Origin of the sequence: Actinophytocola algeriensis, assembly GCF_014203735.1 — a bacterium.
Classification (GTDB): Bacteria; Actinomycetota; Actinomycetes; order Mycobacteriales; family Pseudonocardiaceae; genus Actinophytocola; species Actinophytocola algeriensis.
This window is the reverse complement of the sequence record NZ_JACHJQ010000003.1, coordinates 553977-567676: the sequence shown is the minus strand read 5'-3', so window position 1 is coordinate 567676 and position 13700 is coordinate 553977. Positions and strand designations below refer to the sequence as shown.

17 protein-coding genes are annotated in these 13700 nt (G+C 70.6%); 4 read left to right on the top strand and 13 right to left on the bottom strand.

Annotated features, from left to right (window positions below; all coding sequences use genetic code 11):
- Window positions 1–92: 92 nt before the first annotated feature.
- The gene (locus FHR82_RS15005; protein ID WP_184810989.1) at window positions 93–1253 is read right to left on the bottom strand and encodes a GNAT family N-acetyltransferase; all 1161 of its coding nucleotides are present in this window, start codon (window positions 1251–1253) and stop codon (window positions 93–95) included.
- A 133-nt stretch (window positions 1254–1386) separates the two neighbouring features.
- Here FHR82_RS15005 and FHR82_RS15000 point away from each other — a divergent pair, with 133 nt between their 5' ends.
- A complete protein-coding gene (locus FHR82_RS15000) occupies window positions 1387–1914 on the top strand; it encodes a ferritin (RefSeq protein ID WP_184810988.1) in 528 nt (175 codons plus the stop codon).
- On the opposite strand, the gene FHR82_RS14995 is transcribed toward FHR82_RS15000, so the two are convergent.
- The 3 genes from FHR82_RS14995 to FHR82_RS14985 form a co-directional block, all read right to left on the bottom strand.
- A complete protein-coding gene (locus FHR82_RS14995) occupies window positions 1911–2729 on the bottom strand; it encodes a hypothetical protein (protein WP_184810987.1) in 819 nt (272 codons plus the stop codon). The genes FHR82_RS15000 and FHR82_RS14995 overlap by 4 nt on opposite strands.
- Window positions 2729–3280, bottom strand: a complete 552-nt coding sequence (locus tag FHR82_RS14990) for a SigE family RNA polymerase sigma factor (protein WP_184810986.1) — start codon at window positions 3278–3280, stop codon at window positions 2729–2731. Before FHR82_RS14990 ends, FHR82_RS14995 begins: the two co-directional genes overlap by 1 nt.
- Before the next feature lie 97 nt (window positions 3281–3377).
- The gene (locus FHR82_RS14985; protein WP_184810985.1) at window positions 3378–4493 is read right to left on the bottom strand and encodes an MFS transporter; all 1116 of its coding nucleotides are present in this window, start codon (window positions 4491–4493) and stop codon (window positions 3378–3380) included.
- A 41-nt stretch (window positions 4494–4534) separates the two neighbouring features.
- Between FHR82_RS14985 and FHR82_RS14980 the strand changes: the two genes are divergently transcribed.
- Window positions 4535–5125, top strand: coding sequence for a TetR/AcrR family transcriptional regulator (locus tag FHR82_RS14980; protein ID WP_184810984.1), 591 nt, complete (start codon window positions 4535–4537; stop codon window positions 5123–5125).
- Window positions 5126–5236: 111 nt separating this feature from the next.
- On the opposite strand, the gene FHR82_RS14975 is transcribed toward FHR82_RS14980, so the two are convergent.
- The 3 genes from FHR82_RS14975 to FHR82_RS14965 are packed head-to-tail and all read right to left on the bottom strand — an operon-like array spanning window position 5237 to window position 7173.
- Entirely contained in the window at window positions 5237–5419 is a 183-nt protein-coding gene (locus tag FHR82_RS14975) for a hypothetical protein (protein ID WP_184810983.1), read from the bottom strand.
- Between the two features lie 6 nt (window positions 5420–5425).
- Window positions 5426–6367, bottom strand: coding sequence for a DUF5926 family protein (locus FHR82_RS14970; protein WP_184810982.1), 942 nt, complete (start codon window positions 6365–6367; stop codon window positions 5426–5428).
- 11 nt (window positions 6368–6378) lie between these two features.
- On the bottom strand, window positions 6379–7173 hold the full coding sequence (locus FHR82_RS14965) for a glycerophosphodiester phosphodiesterase (protein ID WP_311771085.1): 795 nt from the start codon (window positions 7171–7173) through the stop codon (window positions 6379–6381).
- 31 nt (window positions 7174–7204) lie between these two features.
- Between FHR82_RS14965 and FHR82_RS14960 the strand changes: the two genes are divergently transcribed.
- Window positions 7205–8386 (top strand): cytochrome P450, encoded by a 1182-nt coding sequence (locus FHR82_RS14960; RefSeq protein WP_184810981.1) that lies wholly within the window; start codon window positions 7205–7207, stop codon window positions 8384–8386.
- A gap of 136 nt (window positions 8387–8522) precedes the next feature.
- Here the strand turns inward: FHR82_RS14960 and FHR82_RS14955 are convergent, their stop codons facing one another.
- The 4 genes from FHR82_RS14955 to FHR82_RS14940 are packed head-to-tail and all read right to left on the bottom strand — an operon-like array spanning window position 8523 to window position 11184.
- Complete coding sequence (locus tag FHR82_RS14955) at window positions 8523–9419, bottom strand: DUF4328 domain-containing protein (protein WP_184810980.1); 897 nt, start codon at window positions 9417–9419, stop codon at window positions 8523–8525.
- 1 nt (window position 9420) lies between these two features.
- Window positions 9421–9759 (bottom strand): rhodanese-like domain-containing protein, encoded by a 339-nt coding sequence (locus FHR82_RS14950; RefSeq protein WP_184810979.1) that lies wholly within the window; start codon window positions 9757–9759, stop codon window positions 9421–9423.
- Window positions 9760–9806: 47 nt separating this feature from the next.
- Window positions 9807–10676 carry a hypothetical protein gene (locus tag FHR82_RS14945; protein ID WP_184810978.1) on the bottom strand — a complete coding sequence of 290 codons (870 nt, stop codon included), beginning with the start codon at window positions 10674–10676 and terminating at the stop codon, window positions 9807–9809.
- A 1-nt stretch (window position 10677) separates the two neighbouring features.
- Complete coding sequence (locus FHR82_RS14940; RefSeq protein ID WP_184810977.1) at window positions 10678–11184, bottom strand: SigE family RNA polymerase sigma factor; 507 nt, start codon at window positions 11182–11184, stop codon at window positions 10678–10680.
- Window positions 11185–11286: 102 nt separating this feature from the next.
- On the opposite strand from FHR82_RS14940, the gene FHR82_RS14935 reads away from it, so the two are divergent.
- The gene (locus FHR82_RS14935) at window positions 11287–11685 is read left to right on the top strand and encodes an SgcJ/EcaC family oxidoreductase (RefSeq protein WP_311771084.1); all 399 of its coding nucleotides are present in this window, start codon (window positions 11287–11289) and stop codon (window positions 11683–11685) included.
- 61 nt (window positions 11686–11746) lie between these two features.
- On the opposite strand, the gene FHR82_RS14930 is transcribed toward FHR82_RS14935, so the two are convergent.
- Both FHR82_RS14930 and FHR82_RS14925 read right to left on the bottom strand, forming a co-directional pair.
- Window positions 11747–13354 (bottom strand): monocarboxylic acid transporter, encoded by a 1608-nt coding sequence (locus tag FHR82_RS14930; protein WP_184810975.1) that lies wholly within the window; start codon window positions 13352–13354, stop codon window positions 11747–11749.
- Window positions 13351–13686, bottom strand: a complete 336-nt coding sequence (locus tag FHR82_RS14925) for a DUF485 domain-containing protein (RefSeq protein WP_184810974.1) — start codon at window positions 13684–13686, stop codon at window positions 13351–13353. The genes FHR82_RS14930 and FHR82_RS14925 overlap by 4 nt, the downstream gene beginning before the upstream one ends.
- Window positions 13687–13700: the final 14 nt, after the last annotated feature.

Here is a 13700-nt window from a genome sequence, read left to right as displayed (position 1 = left end):
CCATCCCCCACCCGTTCCCGGGGGCGTCCCGCCTTGCCAGCTTACCGGCTGGTGGTGGGATTTTCGTGCGTGTGTGCCCAGCTGTGGACAACTCACCCCGCTGTGGACAACTCCGTCCACTTCGGATCGACCAGTGCGTAGACGGTCTCGTCCTCGAAGCCGGATTCGCCGGTGGGGAAGGATTCCGGCTGGGTCGCCACGTGGGTGAAGCCCGCCTTCTCGGCCCCGTACCTGGACGCCGTGTTGCTCGCCGCGGTCGACAGGCTCAGGCGCCGCAGGCCCAGGCCGCCGTCCTTCTTGTCGGCGAACGCGCAGTCGACCAGCATGCCCAGTGCCTCGGTCAGCACGCCCTTGCCTCGGGCGTCCGGGTGCACGCCGTAGCCGATCTCCGCGGCCGTGTGGTCGAGGCCGCGCAGGTTGAAGAGCTGGATGTGGCCGATGAACTCGTCGGTCTCGCGGTCGGCGATAGTCCAGTCGTAGCGTTCGCCGCGTGCGTCGAACTCGCGGGGGCGCACCAGCACCCGGTCCGCGGGCTCCATGTTGTTCGCCCACGAGTTGCGGCCCGCGAAGTGGCGGCTGCGCTCGTCGGTCATCATCTCCACGAACCGGCGGCCGTCCTCGTCGACGTGCGGGCGCAGCCGGATGCGGTCGGACTCCAGGGTCGGCGGGACGTGCCACTCGTACTTCGGTTCACGGGTGTCGCCCTTGCGCAGCGAGCCGCACCACGCGTCGTACCGCTGGCCGCGCTGGGCCAGGAACTTCGCGACCTTGCCGTCGTAGGAGAAGCCGTTCGCCCACGCCACGCGCCACGACGCCCAGTTGCCGACCTGCGCGTACCACACGACCAGCTCGATGTCCGGTTGCGTGAAACCCCAGTCCAGGATCAGCTTCACCGCCCGGCTGCACACGCCCTGCCCGCGCACGGCCGGGTGCAGGCCGAACGCGAGCTCCGCCACCCCATCCGCCAGCGGCCGCAACGAGATCGAGCCCGAGAACCGGCGCACCCCGTCCGGGTGCGGCGCCTCGATGGCGAAACCCAGGTCCTTCCTGGTCAGCCAGCCCGAAGGGACCACCTCGGTGACGAACCCGGTGGCGTCCTCGCGGCTGTACGGCACCGGCACGGTCGTCCACCGGATCGACTCCGGGTCCACGCACTGCACAATCACCTCATCCACATCGGACAGTGCGTGGGCACGCAGCGTGATCTCGCCGTCGGTGAGCGTGGGGATGTCGTCAGGGAAGGAGAGCGCCATCACACCATCGTCGACGGCAGGCCGCCCCGGTGCAATCCAGTTTAGGAATGCCTTACCTGAATTGCATTCTGATAGGCTTGCCTAATTAATTGTTGAATTGCTCTCCAGTGCGCCGCCGCGTATTCTTAAAATCATGTCGAAGTTCAACACCATGCTGCAAGAGCAGATCCGAAACGAGTTCACCGCCTCCCAGCAGTACGTGGCGCTTGCGGTCTGGTTCGACGGCCAGGACCTGCCACAACTCGCCAAGCACTTCTACCGGCAGTCGCTGGAAGAACGCAACCACGCGATGATGATCGTGCAATACCTGCTCGACAACGACCTCCGGCCCGCCATTCCCGGCGTGGACGAGGTGCGCAACGATTTTTCCGACGCCGCCGATCTGGTCGCGCTCGCGCTCAAGCAGGAGAAGCAGGTCACCGAGGACATCATCGGGCTCGCCAAGGTCGCCCGCGACGAGGACGACTACAAGGGCGAGCAGTTCATGCAGTGGTTCCTCAAGGAGCAGGTCGAGGAGGTGGCCCAGATGACGACGTTGCTCAACGTGGTCCGCCGGGCCAACGGCAACCTGTTCGACATCGAGAACTTCCTGGCCCGCGAGTCCGTCGGCGACAGCGGTGGCGACCCACTCGCCCCGCACACTGCCGGTGGCGCCCTCTAGAAGCAGGGCTGAGCCGCGGTCTGCATCGTGACGCGCGTGATCTGGTCCACGTCGACGTCCACGAGCAGGCGGTAGGTGGCGCCCGGGTTCCCGGGTGCCGACACCACCGCGTACCGGTTGGCCTTGGCGAACCCCACGTCGAGGTCCGGGTACACGGCCGCGGCCTGCTCGATCGTCCATCCGAGACCGACACCCTCCGGTGTCTGCGCCTCGAACGGCATGATCGCGGCCACCCCGCTGCTGGAGAAGTACACCCAGCCGACGTGGACGGTGTCCACGAGCAGCTGGTACTCCGAGCAGCTGCCGTACGTCTCGGACGTCGGCACCCCGACCATGCCGGTGGCCTCCGCCTCCTCCTGCGTCTGACCCAGCTGGAGCACCTGGAAACCGGTCGGCCCGAGCACCGGGTAGCCGAGCACCGGTGGCGGATCCGCGCTCGGCGTGGTCGGGTCGGTGTTCTCCTCCTCGTTGGTGAGCGGCGGTTGCTCGTTGCCGCCGACGGTGCCCGTCGGCACGATCCGCGTCGTCGACGACTGCGTGAGCGGGCTGCTCGTCGTCGTGGTCGTCGTCGACGACGTGGGGGTGTTCTTGTAGCGGTTGGCGGGCGGCATCGCGTCCGGGTGCCCACCCGTCAGCAGCACACCGGCCGCCACCGCCGCCACCACGGCGAGCGTGCCGCTCGCCGCGACCGCGGTGATCCTGCGCCTGCGGACCCGCTGGGCGCCCGCCACGATCACGTCGTCGGCGCCCGGGCGTGCGGCTACCTCGAGCCGTTCGTCCGCGAACAGTCGCCGCAGCTCGTCGTCGAGGTCCATCACACACCTCCCACAGACGTGCCGAGCCGTGCCCGCAAGGTTGCCATCGCCTTGCTGGACTGGCTTTTCACGGTGCCGCGGCTGACCCCCAGGACGGCCGCGATGTCCGCTTCGGACAGATCGTCGTAGTAGCGCATGACCATCACCGCGCGCTGCCGTGGTGGCAGCCCGCGCAACGCCTCCCACAAGGGCTCGTTCTCGAACGGGTCGGGTGCCGTCTCCGCTGGGCGGTCGGGCAGGTCCGCGATCAGGCTCTCGCGGCGCGTCCGCCGCCACCGGCTGATGTGCGCGTTGGCCATGGACTTGCGTGCGTACGCGACCGGGTCGCCGGTCTTGCGCACCACGGACGGCCACCGCGACCCGAGCTTCTCGAGCACGGTCTGGACGAGGTCGGCGGCGTCGTGCGGGTTGCCGGTGAGCATGTGGCCGTACCTGAGCAGCCCGGGCAGCGCCTGCCGCACGAACTCCGCGAAGTCCTCCACCGCCGTGGCTCCACTTCCCCTGTCCAGGGTCACACGCCAGGGACCGGTCACCGGCTCCAGCGTGGACATGGCGTGCTCCTCCCGTCACCACGGACGATCGGAACACGCACCCAGGACGTCCCAGGTTGCCTCGCCGTTGCGGAGGATGCGCATCGGCAGCGCACATTCAGGTCCGCGACAGGCCGACCGCGACGAGCGCACACGCCGCGGCGAACACCGGCACGGCGCCCGGCGACATGCCGACCAGCAGCCCGCCCGCCGCGCCACCGGCGGCCGCACCCAGGTAGACCGTGCTGCTGACGACGGCCATCGCGGCGGTCGCGTGCTCCTGTCCGGCGCGCGCGAGCATGAGTGCCTGGATGGCGGGCGGCACGGCCCACGCAGCCGCGGACCACACGACGAGCAGCGGGACGGTCAGCCACAACGGCACCGGACGTGCGCTCCAGACCACCGCGAACACGGCCATGACCAGCGCGAACACGGCGGCGGCCGCGGCGAACGCGCGGTGTGCGCCGATCCGGTCGATCACGGTGCCCGCGAGCCGCGCGCCCGCGATGCCCGCCAGGCCGGCGACGACCAGCAGGACGCCGAGCACGGCCGGGGTGACTCCGGAGAGGCCGGCGAGGAACGTGGCGAGGTAGGTCTGGAACGCGAGGTTGCCCGCGACGGCGGCCACGGTCACCGCGAGCACCTTGAGCACCGGCGCGGTCAGCAGCCCGCGCGGTGACGGTGGCCGGTCGAGGGTGGTGCGGGGCAGCCAGGTGAGGAGCGCGAGCAGCCCGAGGGCGCCGAGCGCGCCGCCGAGCACGAACGTCGCCCGCCAGCCGAACGCGGCGCCGACCCACGTGCCCGCGGGGACGCCGAGGACGATCGCGCCGGTCATGCCCGCCATGACGGTGGCGAGGTGGCGGCCCGTGGCGCCTTCGGGTGCGAGGTGGGTGGCGAGCGCGAGCGCGGCAGGCAGGACGGTCGCCGCCGCGAGGGCCGCGACCACGCGCAGGGCCATGAGCAGCGGGTAGGAGTCGACGAGCGGGACGACGAAGTTGGCCGCGCAGAAGAGGATCAGCGCGCCGGCGAGGAGGGTGCGGCGGTCGAGGCGGCCGAGGAGCGCGGCGGAGAGCGGCGCGGCGAGGGCGTAGACGAGGGTGAAGACGGTGACGAGCTGACCGGCCGCGCCGGTGGAGACGCCCAGGTCGGCGGCGATGGCGGGCAGGACGCCGATGATCACGAAGTCGTCGGTCTGGACGGCGAAGGCGGCGAGGGTGAGGGCGAAGAGGTACACCTCATTAAGGTAACACTCGTTACCTTAATAGGGTTGTGGGTATGGCTCGGACCGCGGACCCGGCACGGCGCGTCGAACTGATCGACGCGATCATCGTGGAGCTGTCCGAGACGGGGCTGGCGACGTTTTCGCTGCGCACGCTGGCCGCGGCGCTCGGCAGGTCGACGCGGGTGCTGACGCACCACTTCGCGGACAAGGACGCGTTGCTGGCGGCGGTGCTGGCGCGGCTGGACGAGCAGCAGCACGAGGCGCTGCGGGCGACCGAGGGGTGGGCCGACCCGGCGATCGGCATCGGCACGATCGTGCGCGACGCGTGGCGGCGGCACCTGTCACCGGCGGAACTGCCGAGGACGCGGTTGATCCACGAGATCGAGGGCCTGGCGGCGGCGGGCAGGCTGGCGACGCACGTGCCCGCGTTCGTCAGCGGACGGGCGACGTTCGTGGCGGCGGCGCTGGAACTGCGGGGCTTGCCGGCGGCCGACGCGCTGACGAAGGCGACGTTGCTGAACAACGCGTACGCGGGCCTGCAGGCGGATTTCCTGACCACGGGCGAGGCGGCGAGAACGGAAGCGGCCCTGGCCGAACTGTGCGAGCTCGCAAACAGTTGGACCGTCCCCAGGACTGTTGCGTAAGCAGCCCCCACCCTTTCCCGGGGGCACCCCTGACGCCAGTCTATCGGGTGGGGGTGACGGTTTCGGGGTTGTGGATCTTGCCTGTGGACAACTGGTGCGGCTGTGGACAACTCAGTGCGGGAGCCACCCGTAGCCCGGCGCGAACGGTTCGAACGGGGCCGCTGGGGCCAGGGACCGGTGCAACGGGATCGGGTGAGCGACCCGACGGAGCGCGTCCGGGACCGTGTTCGCGGCGTGGGCGGCCGCCTGCTCGTCGTCGCCGAAGTTGGCCACGAGTTCGAAGACGACCGCCATCGCGCGCTAGCGGATCGTGACCTGGCGGCTGATCAGACCGTCGCGGGCGCGGCGCTCGTCGCTGGTCAGCGGGGTCTTCTCCAGTGAGGCCAGTGCCTCGTCGAGGCGGGCGCCCAGCTCCTCCGCCTGCGTGGTCCACTCGCGGGCGTGCTGCTCGCGGTCGAGGTCCCACACCGGCACCAGCAGGCCGTGCGCGCGGAACGAACCCGCGTACCGCGAACCCTCGCCCAGTCCCAGCTCGCCCTTCGCGTGCAGCCTGGCCAGCGCGAACAGCAGCTGCTCCTCCGGCTCCGGCCGCACCCAGCGCAGGTGCGCGCGGTCACCGGCGTCGACCCAGTACGCGGCCGGGCCGATGCGCTCCGTCGGCATGATGGCCTGGTTCGCGCGCTCCAGCGACAGCGCGACCTCGCCGGTCGGCTCCTCGTCCTCCGGGAGCCACCAGGAGAAGTCGCTGTGCAGCGTCGGGTTCAGCTCGGCCTTCACGTCCAGCAGGTCCTGCAGGCGCTCGCGCTCGCCGTCCTCGGTCTCCGGGCCGACGACCGACAGCACGTCACCCGGCTTCGCGTCGAGCGCCCAGCGCAGCGCGCGGGCCAGGTCGCGGCCGACGTCGCTGGAGCGGGTCTGCACCTGCAGCCCGACGAACGCGCTGCCGTCGGCGCGGACCAGCGCGGCAGCGGCCATCGGCAGGACCGTGGAAAGCGTCACCGCGCGGTCGGTGTTCACCGACAGGGCGAGCGGCGCGGTCGCCGACGGCACGAACTCACGCAGTGCGATCAGCTCGCACTCACCGGCGAGCCCCTCGAACGGGCGGCCGACCGGCACCTCGACCGGGCCGCCGGTCAGGCCGTGGCACGCCTTGTAGCGCTTGCCGGACCCGCACGGGCAGGCCTGCCTCGGGTTGATGCCGTCGGTGGTCTTCTTGCTCTTCACGGCGGAACGCTTGGCCATGGGGCGAGACGCTACCGGTTCAGCAGGCGCATGGTGCTCGCCGGGGAGTTCGTCGCGAGGAAGCGGACGCCGAGCTTCGCGCACAGGCTCACGTCGGCCGGTTCGTCGACGGTCCAGACGTAGGTCTCGTTGCCGAACGACCGCGCCCGTTCCACATAGTCCGGGTCGGTTCGCAGGAGGTGCACGCCCGGCCCGGTGTAGTCGGCGTACATCGGGAGCGCGCCGTCCCACCTGGCGACCGACAGGTTCTCGAGCAGCAGGACGGTCGGCAGCGTGGCGGTGTGCCCGCGCACGCGCCGGACCGCCCGCGACGAGAACGACATCATCACCACCTGCGAGTCCTCTTTGGACCTCGGCCGGGCGAGGCCGTAGCGGCGCAGCATGGCGACGAGCTTCGCCTCGACCAGACCGCCGTACCGCACGGGGTGTTTGGTCTCGACGAACAGTTTCACGCCCGGGTGTGCTTCCACCAGCTCCAGAAGGGACTCGAGCGTGAGCACGCCGCGTTCGGACTCGTCCGGCGGGCGCAGCACCAGCTCGTCGGCGTGCTCCGGCATCGCGGGACTCCAGCTGCCGTAGTCCAGTTCGGACAGTCGCTCGAGGGTGAGCGTGGAGACGACGCCACGCCCGGAGGACGTGCGGTCGACACGGCGGTCGTGGACGCACACGAGGTGACCGTCACGGGAGAGGCGCACATCGCACTCGAGGCCGTCCGCACCCTGCTCGACGGCGAGGGCATAAGCGGCGACTGTGTGCTCGGCTCGGTGCGCGGAGGCACCCCTGTGCGCGACAACAGCGGGCTGCACCGCGGGATCATCGCACAGCTACGGTGGAGGCATGTTCGACCCGCGTGACCCGGCGTTCCTCGCCGACCCGTACCCGGTGTTCGCGGCCCTGCGGGCGGAGGGTCCGGTGCACTGGCACGAAGGCCTCGGCGTCGCGGTGGCGGTGTCGCACGAGGCGTGCTCGGAGGTGCTGCGCGACCGGTCGGCTGGTCGCCTGTGGCGGGACAAGGAACCCGCTTCCGACTTCGTGGCGTTCAACCTGCTGCACCAGAACTCGCTGCTGGAGAACGAACCCCCGCGCCACACGCGGCTGCGGCGGCTGATCTCGGCGGCGTTCGCGCGCGGGCACACGGAGCGGCTGCGGCCGTGGGTGCGGTCGCTGTCGACGTCGCTGGTGCGGTCGCTGGCGTCGGCGATCAAGGCGGACGGTTCCGCCGACCTGCTGGCGCACGTGGCCGCGCCGCTGCCGGTCGAGGTGATCGCGGAGCTGCTGGGCGTGCCCGCCGCGGACCGACCACGGCTGCAGCCGTGGTCGAACGCGATCGTGAAGATGTACGAGTACGGGCTGCCCGCTCCCCTGGCCGCGGCCGCGGAGGAGGCGGCGAGCGAGTTCGTGGACTACCTGCGCTCGCTGGCGGCGACGCGGGTGTCGGCGCCGGGACCGGACCTGATCAGCGACCTGGTGGCGGTCCGCGACGGCACGGACCGGCTGACCGACGACGAGCTGGTGGGCACGGCGGTGCTGCTGCTGATGGCGGGCCACGAGGCGACGGTGAACGTCGTCGGGAACGGCGTGCTGGCGCTGCTCCGGCATCGTGCGGAGTGGGAGCGGCTGGTCGCGGACCCGGCACTGCTGCCGACCGCGGCGGAGGAGCTGATCCGGTTCGACGCGCCGCTGCAGCTGTTCGAGCGGACTGCCACCGCGCCGACGACGGTGGCCGGGTACGCGCTGGCGCCGGGCGACAAGATCGCGGCGCTGCTGGGGGCGGCGGCGCGGGATCCCGCGGTGTTCGAGTCGCCGGACCGGCTGGACGTCGGGCGGTCGCCGAACGCGCATCTTGGCTTCGGGGCGGGGATTCACTATTGCGTGGGTGCGCCGCTCGCGCGGGTGGAGATCGCGGCGGCGCTGGAGGCGCTGGTGACGGAGCTGCCCGGGTTGCGGCTCGCGTCGGAGCCGGACCGCAGGCCGGAGTTCGTGATCCGGGGTCTGCGGACGTTGCCGGTCACGACGTAGTCCGTCGTGGCGTGGATGTTCAGGCTCGGGACGCCGTCGGCGTTCCTGAGCGAGTTGTGGATCCGGCCGTAGGAGGTACCGGCGTCCAGCGAGGCGGACACCCCGGCGGCGGCGTCGACAGCTGATGGCGGTGCGGTCAGCGGCGTGAGGACAGGGTGCGGGAGGCGCGCAGTGGGGGTTCCGGGGCGCCTTCTACTCGGATGACCCGCAGGTAGCGGACGCTGTTGAGGTCCACCGGGGCCAGCAGTGTGGACAGGCGGCGGATCAGCAGGGCTGTCAGTACGGCCACCGCCGCCGCGGACAGGTCGGTCAGTGCGCTCAGGAGGACGCTGTCCGCGTGGGCCTGGACCGAGTCCCGGAAGCGCCACGCGACCGTCACCCCGAACAGGATTCCCGCCGTTGCCCACGCTGCCCACCAGATGGCGAGCGGCTTGGTCGGGCGGGGGCGGTCGGTGCCGGGGCGGCGGAGGACCTGGTGTTCCAGCTCGGTGAGGAGCACGCCGGCCATGGCCAGGTTCACGCCTGGGACCAGCAGGTACACCAGCACCTGCCAGTCCGGGCGGGTCACGTCCTGGTCCGCGAGGTCCGCCGCCGCGTGACGGGCCAGGTGCAGCCACCACAGGGCGACGATCGCCGCCAGCACGGTGAACGCCAGGGTCAGTACGCCCGCGATCGTCACCACCGCGTCCGACGTGCTCACCAGGCGGGAGGACAGTGCGCCGGTCCGGCTTCGCACCAGGAGCACGTAGCGCCAGATCTCGCCGCCCGCGGTGAGCAGGGCCAGGCATGCCAGGGCCCACATCATCGCGGAGGCGTGGCCCGCCACCGCCCGTACCCGGTCGACCGTCACCGGCTGGTCCGGGTTGGCGCCGGGGATGGTCGTCGGCCAGCGCCAGGCCAGTGCCGGGAAGCCCCATCGCGGTGGCGCGCTGTAGCCGGGCGGGCCCGGGTACGGCAGGCGCCTGCGCGCGCGTGGACGGCGGGTGCCCCCAGGGGGCACCGTCGCGATCCAGCGCTGGCGGGGCTGCGTCACGTCAGATTACCGTCGGGGTGCCGCTGTCGGCGGACATCGGGCGGCCAGCGGCCTGCCACTGCTGCATGCCGCCGTCGACGTTCTTCGCGTCCCAGCCGTTCGCGTTCAGGTACTGGGTGACGCGGGCCGAGCGGCCGCCGCTGCGGCACACCACGTACACCTCGTTGTCCGCGGGGAGGTCGTCCAGCCTGCCCGCCAGCTCCCCCATGGGGATGTGCACCGCGTCCGGGGCGTGCCCCGCGGCCCACTCGTCGGGTTCACGCACGTCGAGGAGCGTCACTCCGTCCGGCAGCGACTCCGGGAGGTCCGGGATGGTCACGGTCGGCACCTGCTGTGGCATCACACCTCGATGCTGCCACGTCGGACCGTAGGACGCGCGTGAGCCGGTCAACCCAGGTTCGCCACCAGCGTTGTCGCTATCTCCGCCAGTTGGGCGTCGTCGGTCGGCAGGTCTCTCCGGCCGCCTTCGATGGTGTAAGCGGTGCTTCCTGGCACCGGGACCATGTCCGCCTCGCTCCAGCCCGCCGACGTGACGATGTACTCGTGGCCGTCCGGGCGGAAGATCTGCAGGTGCTGCATCGGCTGTTCCGGGTCGAAGTTGTCGCGCTGGAACAGCTGCAGCACCGTGCCGTCCGGCAGCGTGTGCCGTGCCGGGGCCTTGCAGTCGCCGTAGGCGTACAGCGACGCGTCGGCCTTCGCCGTCGGGGTGCCGCCGTAGACGTAGGCCTCCAGCTGGAGCTGGCCGTTGCCGTCGCTCATGGGGATCTCGGTCACCACGTAGCCGCGTGGGCCGTCCGCCTTGGGCGAGTAGCCCTCCCACTGGGCGGTGGTCGCGCTCGCCCCCGGGCCGGTGACCGCCACTACCGCGTCGACGAACGCCGGTTCCACGACTGCCTGTGGCAGCAGTGCGTCCGGCGCGGTGCCCGGCACGTTGATCAACGGGTTCTGTTTGCAGGTCGCCTCGTCGATCTCGATGGTCCGCCAGCCCGGCAGGGGGCCCGCCGGCGCCGGGGGGGCCGTCGTCGGCTCGGCCACCCGCACGCCACCGTCGCCCGTCCCGCCTTGGCGCACCAGCACCGCCGTGACCCCGATCGCGGCCACCACCGCCACCACGCCTGCCACCGCGCTCACGCGCTGTGCGAGCACGCGTCGCCTGCCGCGCCGCAGCACCTGCTCGACCGTCGTGGTGGGGGGTGGGGCCGGCTCGTCGTTCAGGGTCTGGAGCGCGTTGCGCGCCGTGGTGTCGTCGTCGAACATGTCACGCTCCTCGCATCTCTAAGCTGACCTCGCCCTTGTGGTACGCGGCGCGCAGGGAGGCGAGGCCCCGCGCGGTCTGGCTCTTGACCGTCCCCGTCGAGCAGCCGAGGGTCTCAGCCACCTGGTCCACCGACAGGTCGGCGACGTACCTCAGCACCAGCACCGCTCGTTGTCCCGGCGGCACGGCGAGCAGAGCGGTTCGCAGCGCGAGTCGCTCCCCCGGGCCCGCGTCGGCCGGCGCGATCGTGTCCGGCAGGTCGGCCATGACCTGTTCACGGGCTCGGCCCCGTCTCTTCGTGTCCAGGAACACCCTGGTCAGGACCGTGCGCAAGTACGCGTCGACGGTCTCGATGCGGATCTTCGTCCACCGCGCGTACAGCTTCACGAACGCCGACTGCGCGATCTCCTCCGCGTCCGGCCAGCTTCCGCACATCGCGTACGCGATCCGCCGAGCCCCCTCGAAGCGCGCCGAGAAGAACTCGGCGAACTCCTGGTCCCGCCCTCGCACCCTGCGACCTCCTCATGATCTGCCCCTTCTACGCGGACCTCGGGCAGAGGGTTGCACGCGAAGGTTGACTTCGTGCTTGGTCGAGGTTCGAAGCTTGTAAGCGTGAGCGACAGCAGAGACATCGATGAGATCAGGCAGGTAGTGGCGGACGTCGAGGGTGGGTTCAACACGAACGACGCCGCACTGATGAACAAGCACGTCGCGCCGGACGCGACGCTCGTGAGCGCCATGGGCGTGCGGCTCGTTGGCCTCGACGAGGTGATGACGGCCAGCGAGGCGGGGCTCGCGGGGCCGTTGCGCGACCAGTTCGCCAGGTACGAGGTCAAGGACGTGCGCTTCGTGCGGCCGGACGTGGCGCTGGCCTACAAGGAGGCGTACGCGATCACCGCCGACGGCGAGCCGATCGACCTGGACCACACCATGTGCGCGCTGTACGTGTTGGTCAAGGACGACGGGCGCTGGCGCGTTGCGGCCAGGCAGAACACGCTGGTGCCACGCTGAACGTGATGAAGGACCCCTTCATCACGCTGGGCGTGACGAAGGGGTCCTTCAGTGCAGCGAGCTAGTGGGCCACCGCCTTCTCGGCGCCGGCGCCGGTCAGGCTGCGGACCTCCATCTCCGCGTACTTGGCCTCGTCCATCTCCTTCGAGGTCTTCGAGCCGATGTAACCCAGCAGGAACGCCACCGGGATCGACACGATGCCCGGGTTGGACAGCGGGAACCAGTGGAAGTCGACGCTCGGGAACATCGCCTTCTCGCCGCCGGACACCGCCGGGGAGAAGATGATCAGGCCGACGCACACGATCAGGCCGCCGTAGATGCTCCACAGCGCGCCGCGGGTGTTGAAGCCCTTCCAGAACAGCGAGTACAGGATGGTCGGCAGGTTCGCCGAGGCCGCGACCGCGAACGCCAGCGCCACGAGGAACGCGATGTTCTGGCCGCTCGCGACGATGCCACCAACGATGGCGACCGCGCCGATGACCAGTGCGGTGATGCGGGCGACCCGCACCTCCGCGGCCTTGTCGTCCGCCTCGCCCTTCTTGATCACGTTCGCGTAGATGTCGTGCGCGAACGACGCGGACGCGGTGATCGTCAGACCGGCCACCACCGCGAGGATCGTCGCGAAGGCGACCGCGGCGATGATGCCCAGCAGGACCGTGCCGCCCAGTGCGTAGGCGAGCAGCGGTGCCGCCGAGTTCACGCCGCCGGGTGCCGCGGTGATCACGTCGGCGCCCACCAGCGCGCCGGCGCCGTAGCCGAGCACCAGGGTGAACAGGTAGAAGATGCCGATCAGCCAGATGGCCCACACGACCGACTTCCTGGCCTCCTTGGCCGTCGGGACCGTGTAGAAGCGCATCAGGATGTGCGGGAGACCCGCGGTGCCGAGGACCAGCGCGAGCGACAGCGACACGAAGTCCAGCTTGGACGTGCCGGTGGCGCCGTACTGGTTGCCGGGGTCGAGCAGCGCGGCGCCGCCCTCGCCGACGCGGTCGACCGCCGCACCGAGCACGCTCGACAGGTTGAAGCCGTACTTGCCGAGCACCCACACGGTCATCAGGAACGCGCCCGCGATCAGCAGCGTCGCCTTGATGATCTGCACCCAGGTGGTGCCGCGCATGCCGCCGATGATCACGTACAGGATCATCACGACACCGACGACCGCGATCACCACCGCCTGACCGGCCTTGTTCTCGATGTTGAGCAGGAGCGCGACCAGGCCGCCAGCGCCCGCCATCTGCGCGAGCAGGTAGAAGAACGACACCACGAGCGTCGACGTGGCGGCGGCCGCGCGCACCGGGCGCTGCCGCATCCGGAAGCTCAGGACGTCACCCATCGTGTACTTGCCGGTGTTGCGGAGCAGCTCCGCCACCAGCAGCAACGCGATCAGCCACGCCACCAGGAAGCCGATGGAGTACAGGAAGCCGTCGTAGCCGTTCACGGCGATCGCACCCGCGATGCCCAGGAACGACGCCGCCGACAGGTAGTCACCGGAGATCGCGACGCCGTTCTGCGCGCCGGTGAAGGAGTGGCCGGCCGCGTAGTAGTCGACCGCGGTCTTGGACGAGCGGCTCGCACGGAACACGATCACCAGCGTGATCGCCACGAACAGCCCGAAGATGCCGATGTTGAGCCAGGTGTTGCTGCCTTCGACGCCTGCTGCCAGCTTCACTTGGCACCTCCCTCGACGTCCTCACGGATCTTGTCGGCGATCGGGTCGAGCTTCTTGTTGGCGTGCCGGACGTAGAGGCTCGTGATCACGAACGTGGAGACGAACTGCAGCAGACCGAAGACCAGGCCGATGTTGATGTTGCCGACGACCTTCGTGCTCATGAACTCGTGCGCGTAGTCGGACAGCAGCACGTACAGCAGGTACCAGGCCAGGAACGCGATCGTCATCGGGAAGACGAAGTTGCGCAGGCGGCGGCGCAGCTGCATGAACTCCGCGCTCTGCTGGATGGTCGCCCAGTCAGGGTCCGGTGGGCCCTGGTCGGTGGTGCTCACGTTGCCTCCATGGG

Excerpts from the sequence above, each read along its gene's own strand:
- FHR82_RS15005 (WP_184810989.1), bottom strand. The coding sequence starts at position 1,253 with ATGGCGCTCTCCTTCCCTGACGACATCCCCACGCTCACCGACGGCGAG.
- FHR82_RS15000 (WP_184810988.1), top strand. The coding sequence starts at position 1,387 with ATGTCGAAGTTCAACACCATGCTGCAAGAGCAGATCCGAAACGAGTTC.
- FHR82_RS14995 (WP_184810987.1), bottom strand. The coding sequence starts at position 2,729 with ATGGACCTCGACGACGAGCTGCGGCGACTGTTCGCGGACGAACGGCTC.
- FHR82_RS14990 (WP_184810986.1), bottom strand. The coding sequence starts at position 3,280 with ATGTCCACGCTGGAGCCGGTGACCGGTCCCTGGCGTGTGACCCTGGAC.
- FHR82_RS14980 (WP_184810984.1), top strand. The coding sequence starts at position 4,535 with ATGGCTCGGACCGCGGACCCGGCACGGCGCGTCGAACTGATCGACGCG.
- FHR82_RS14975 (WP_184810983.1), bottom strand. The coding sequence starts at position 5,419 with ATGGCGGTCGTCTTCGAACTCGTGGCCAACTTCGGCGACGACGAGCAG.
- FHR82_RS14970 (WP_184810982.1), bottom strand. The coding sequence starts at position 6,367 with ATGGCCAAGCGTTCCGCCGTGAAGAGCAAGAAGACCACCGACGGCATC.
- FHR82_RS14960 (WP_184810981.1), top strand. The coding sequence starts at position 7,205 with ATGTTCGACCCGCGTGACCCGGCGTTCCTCGCCGACCCGTACCCGGTG.
- FHR82_RS14950 (WP_184810979.1), bottom strand. The coding sequence starts at position 9,759 with ATGCCACAGCAGGTGCCGACCGTGACCATCCCGGACCTCCCGGAGTCG.
- FHR82_RS14945 (WP_184810978.1), bottom strand. The coding sequence starts at position 10,676 with ATGTTCGACGACGACACCACGGCGCGCAACGCGCTCCAGACCCTGAAC.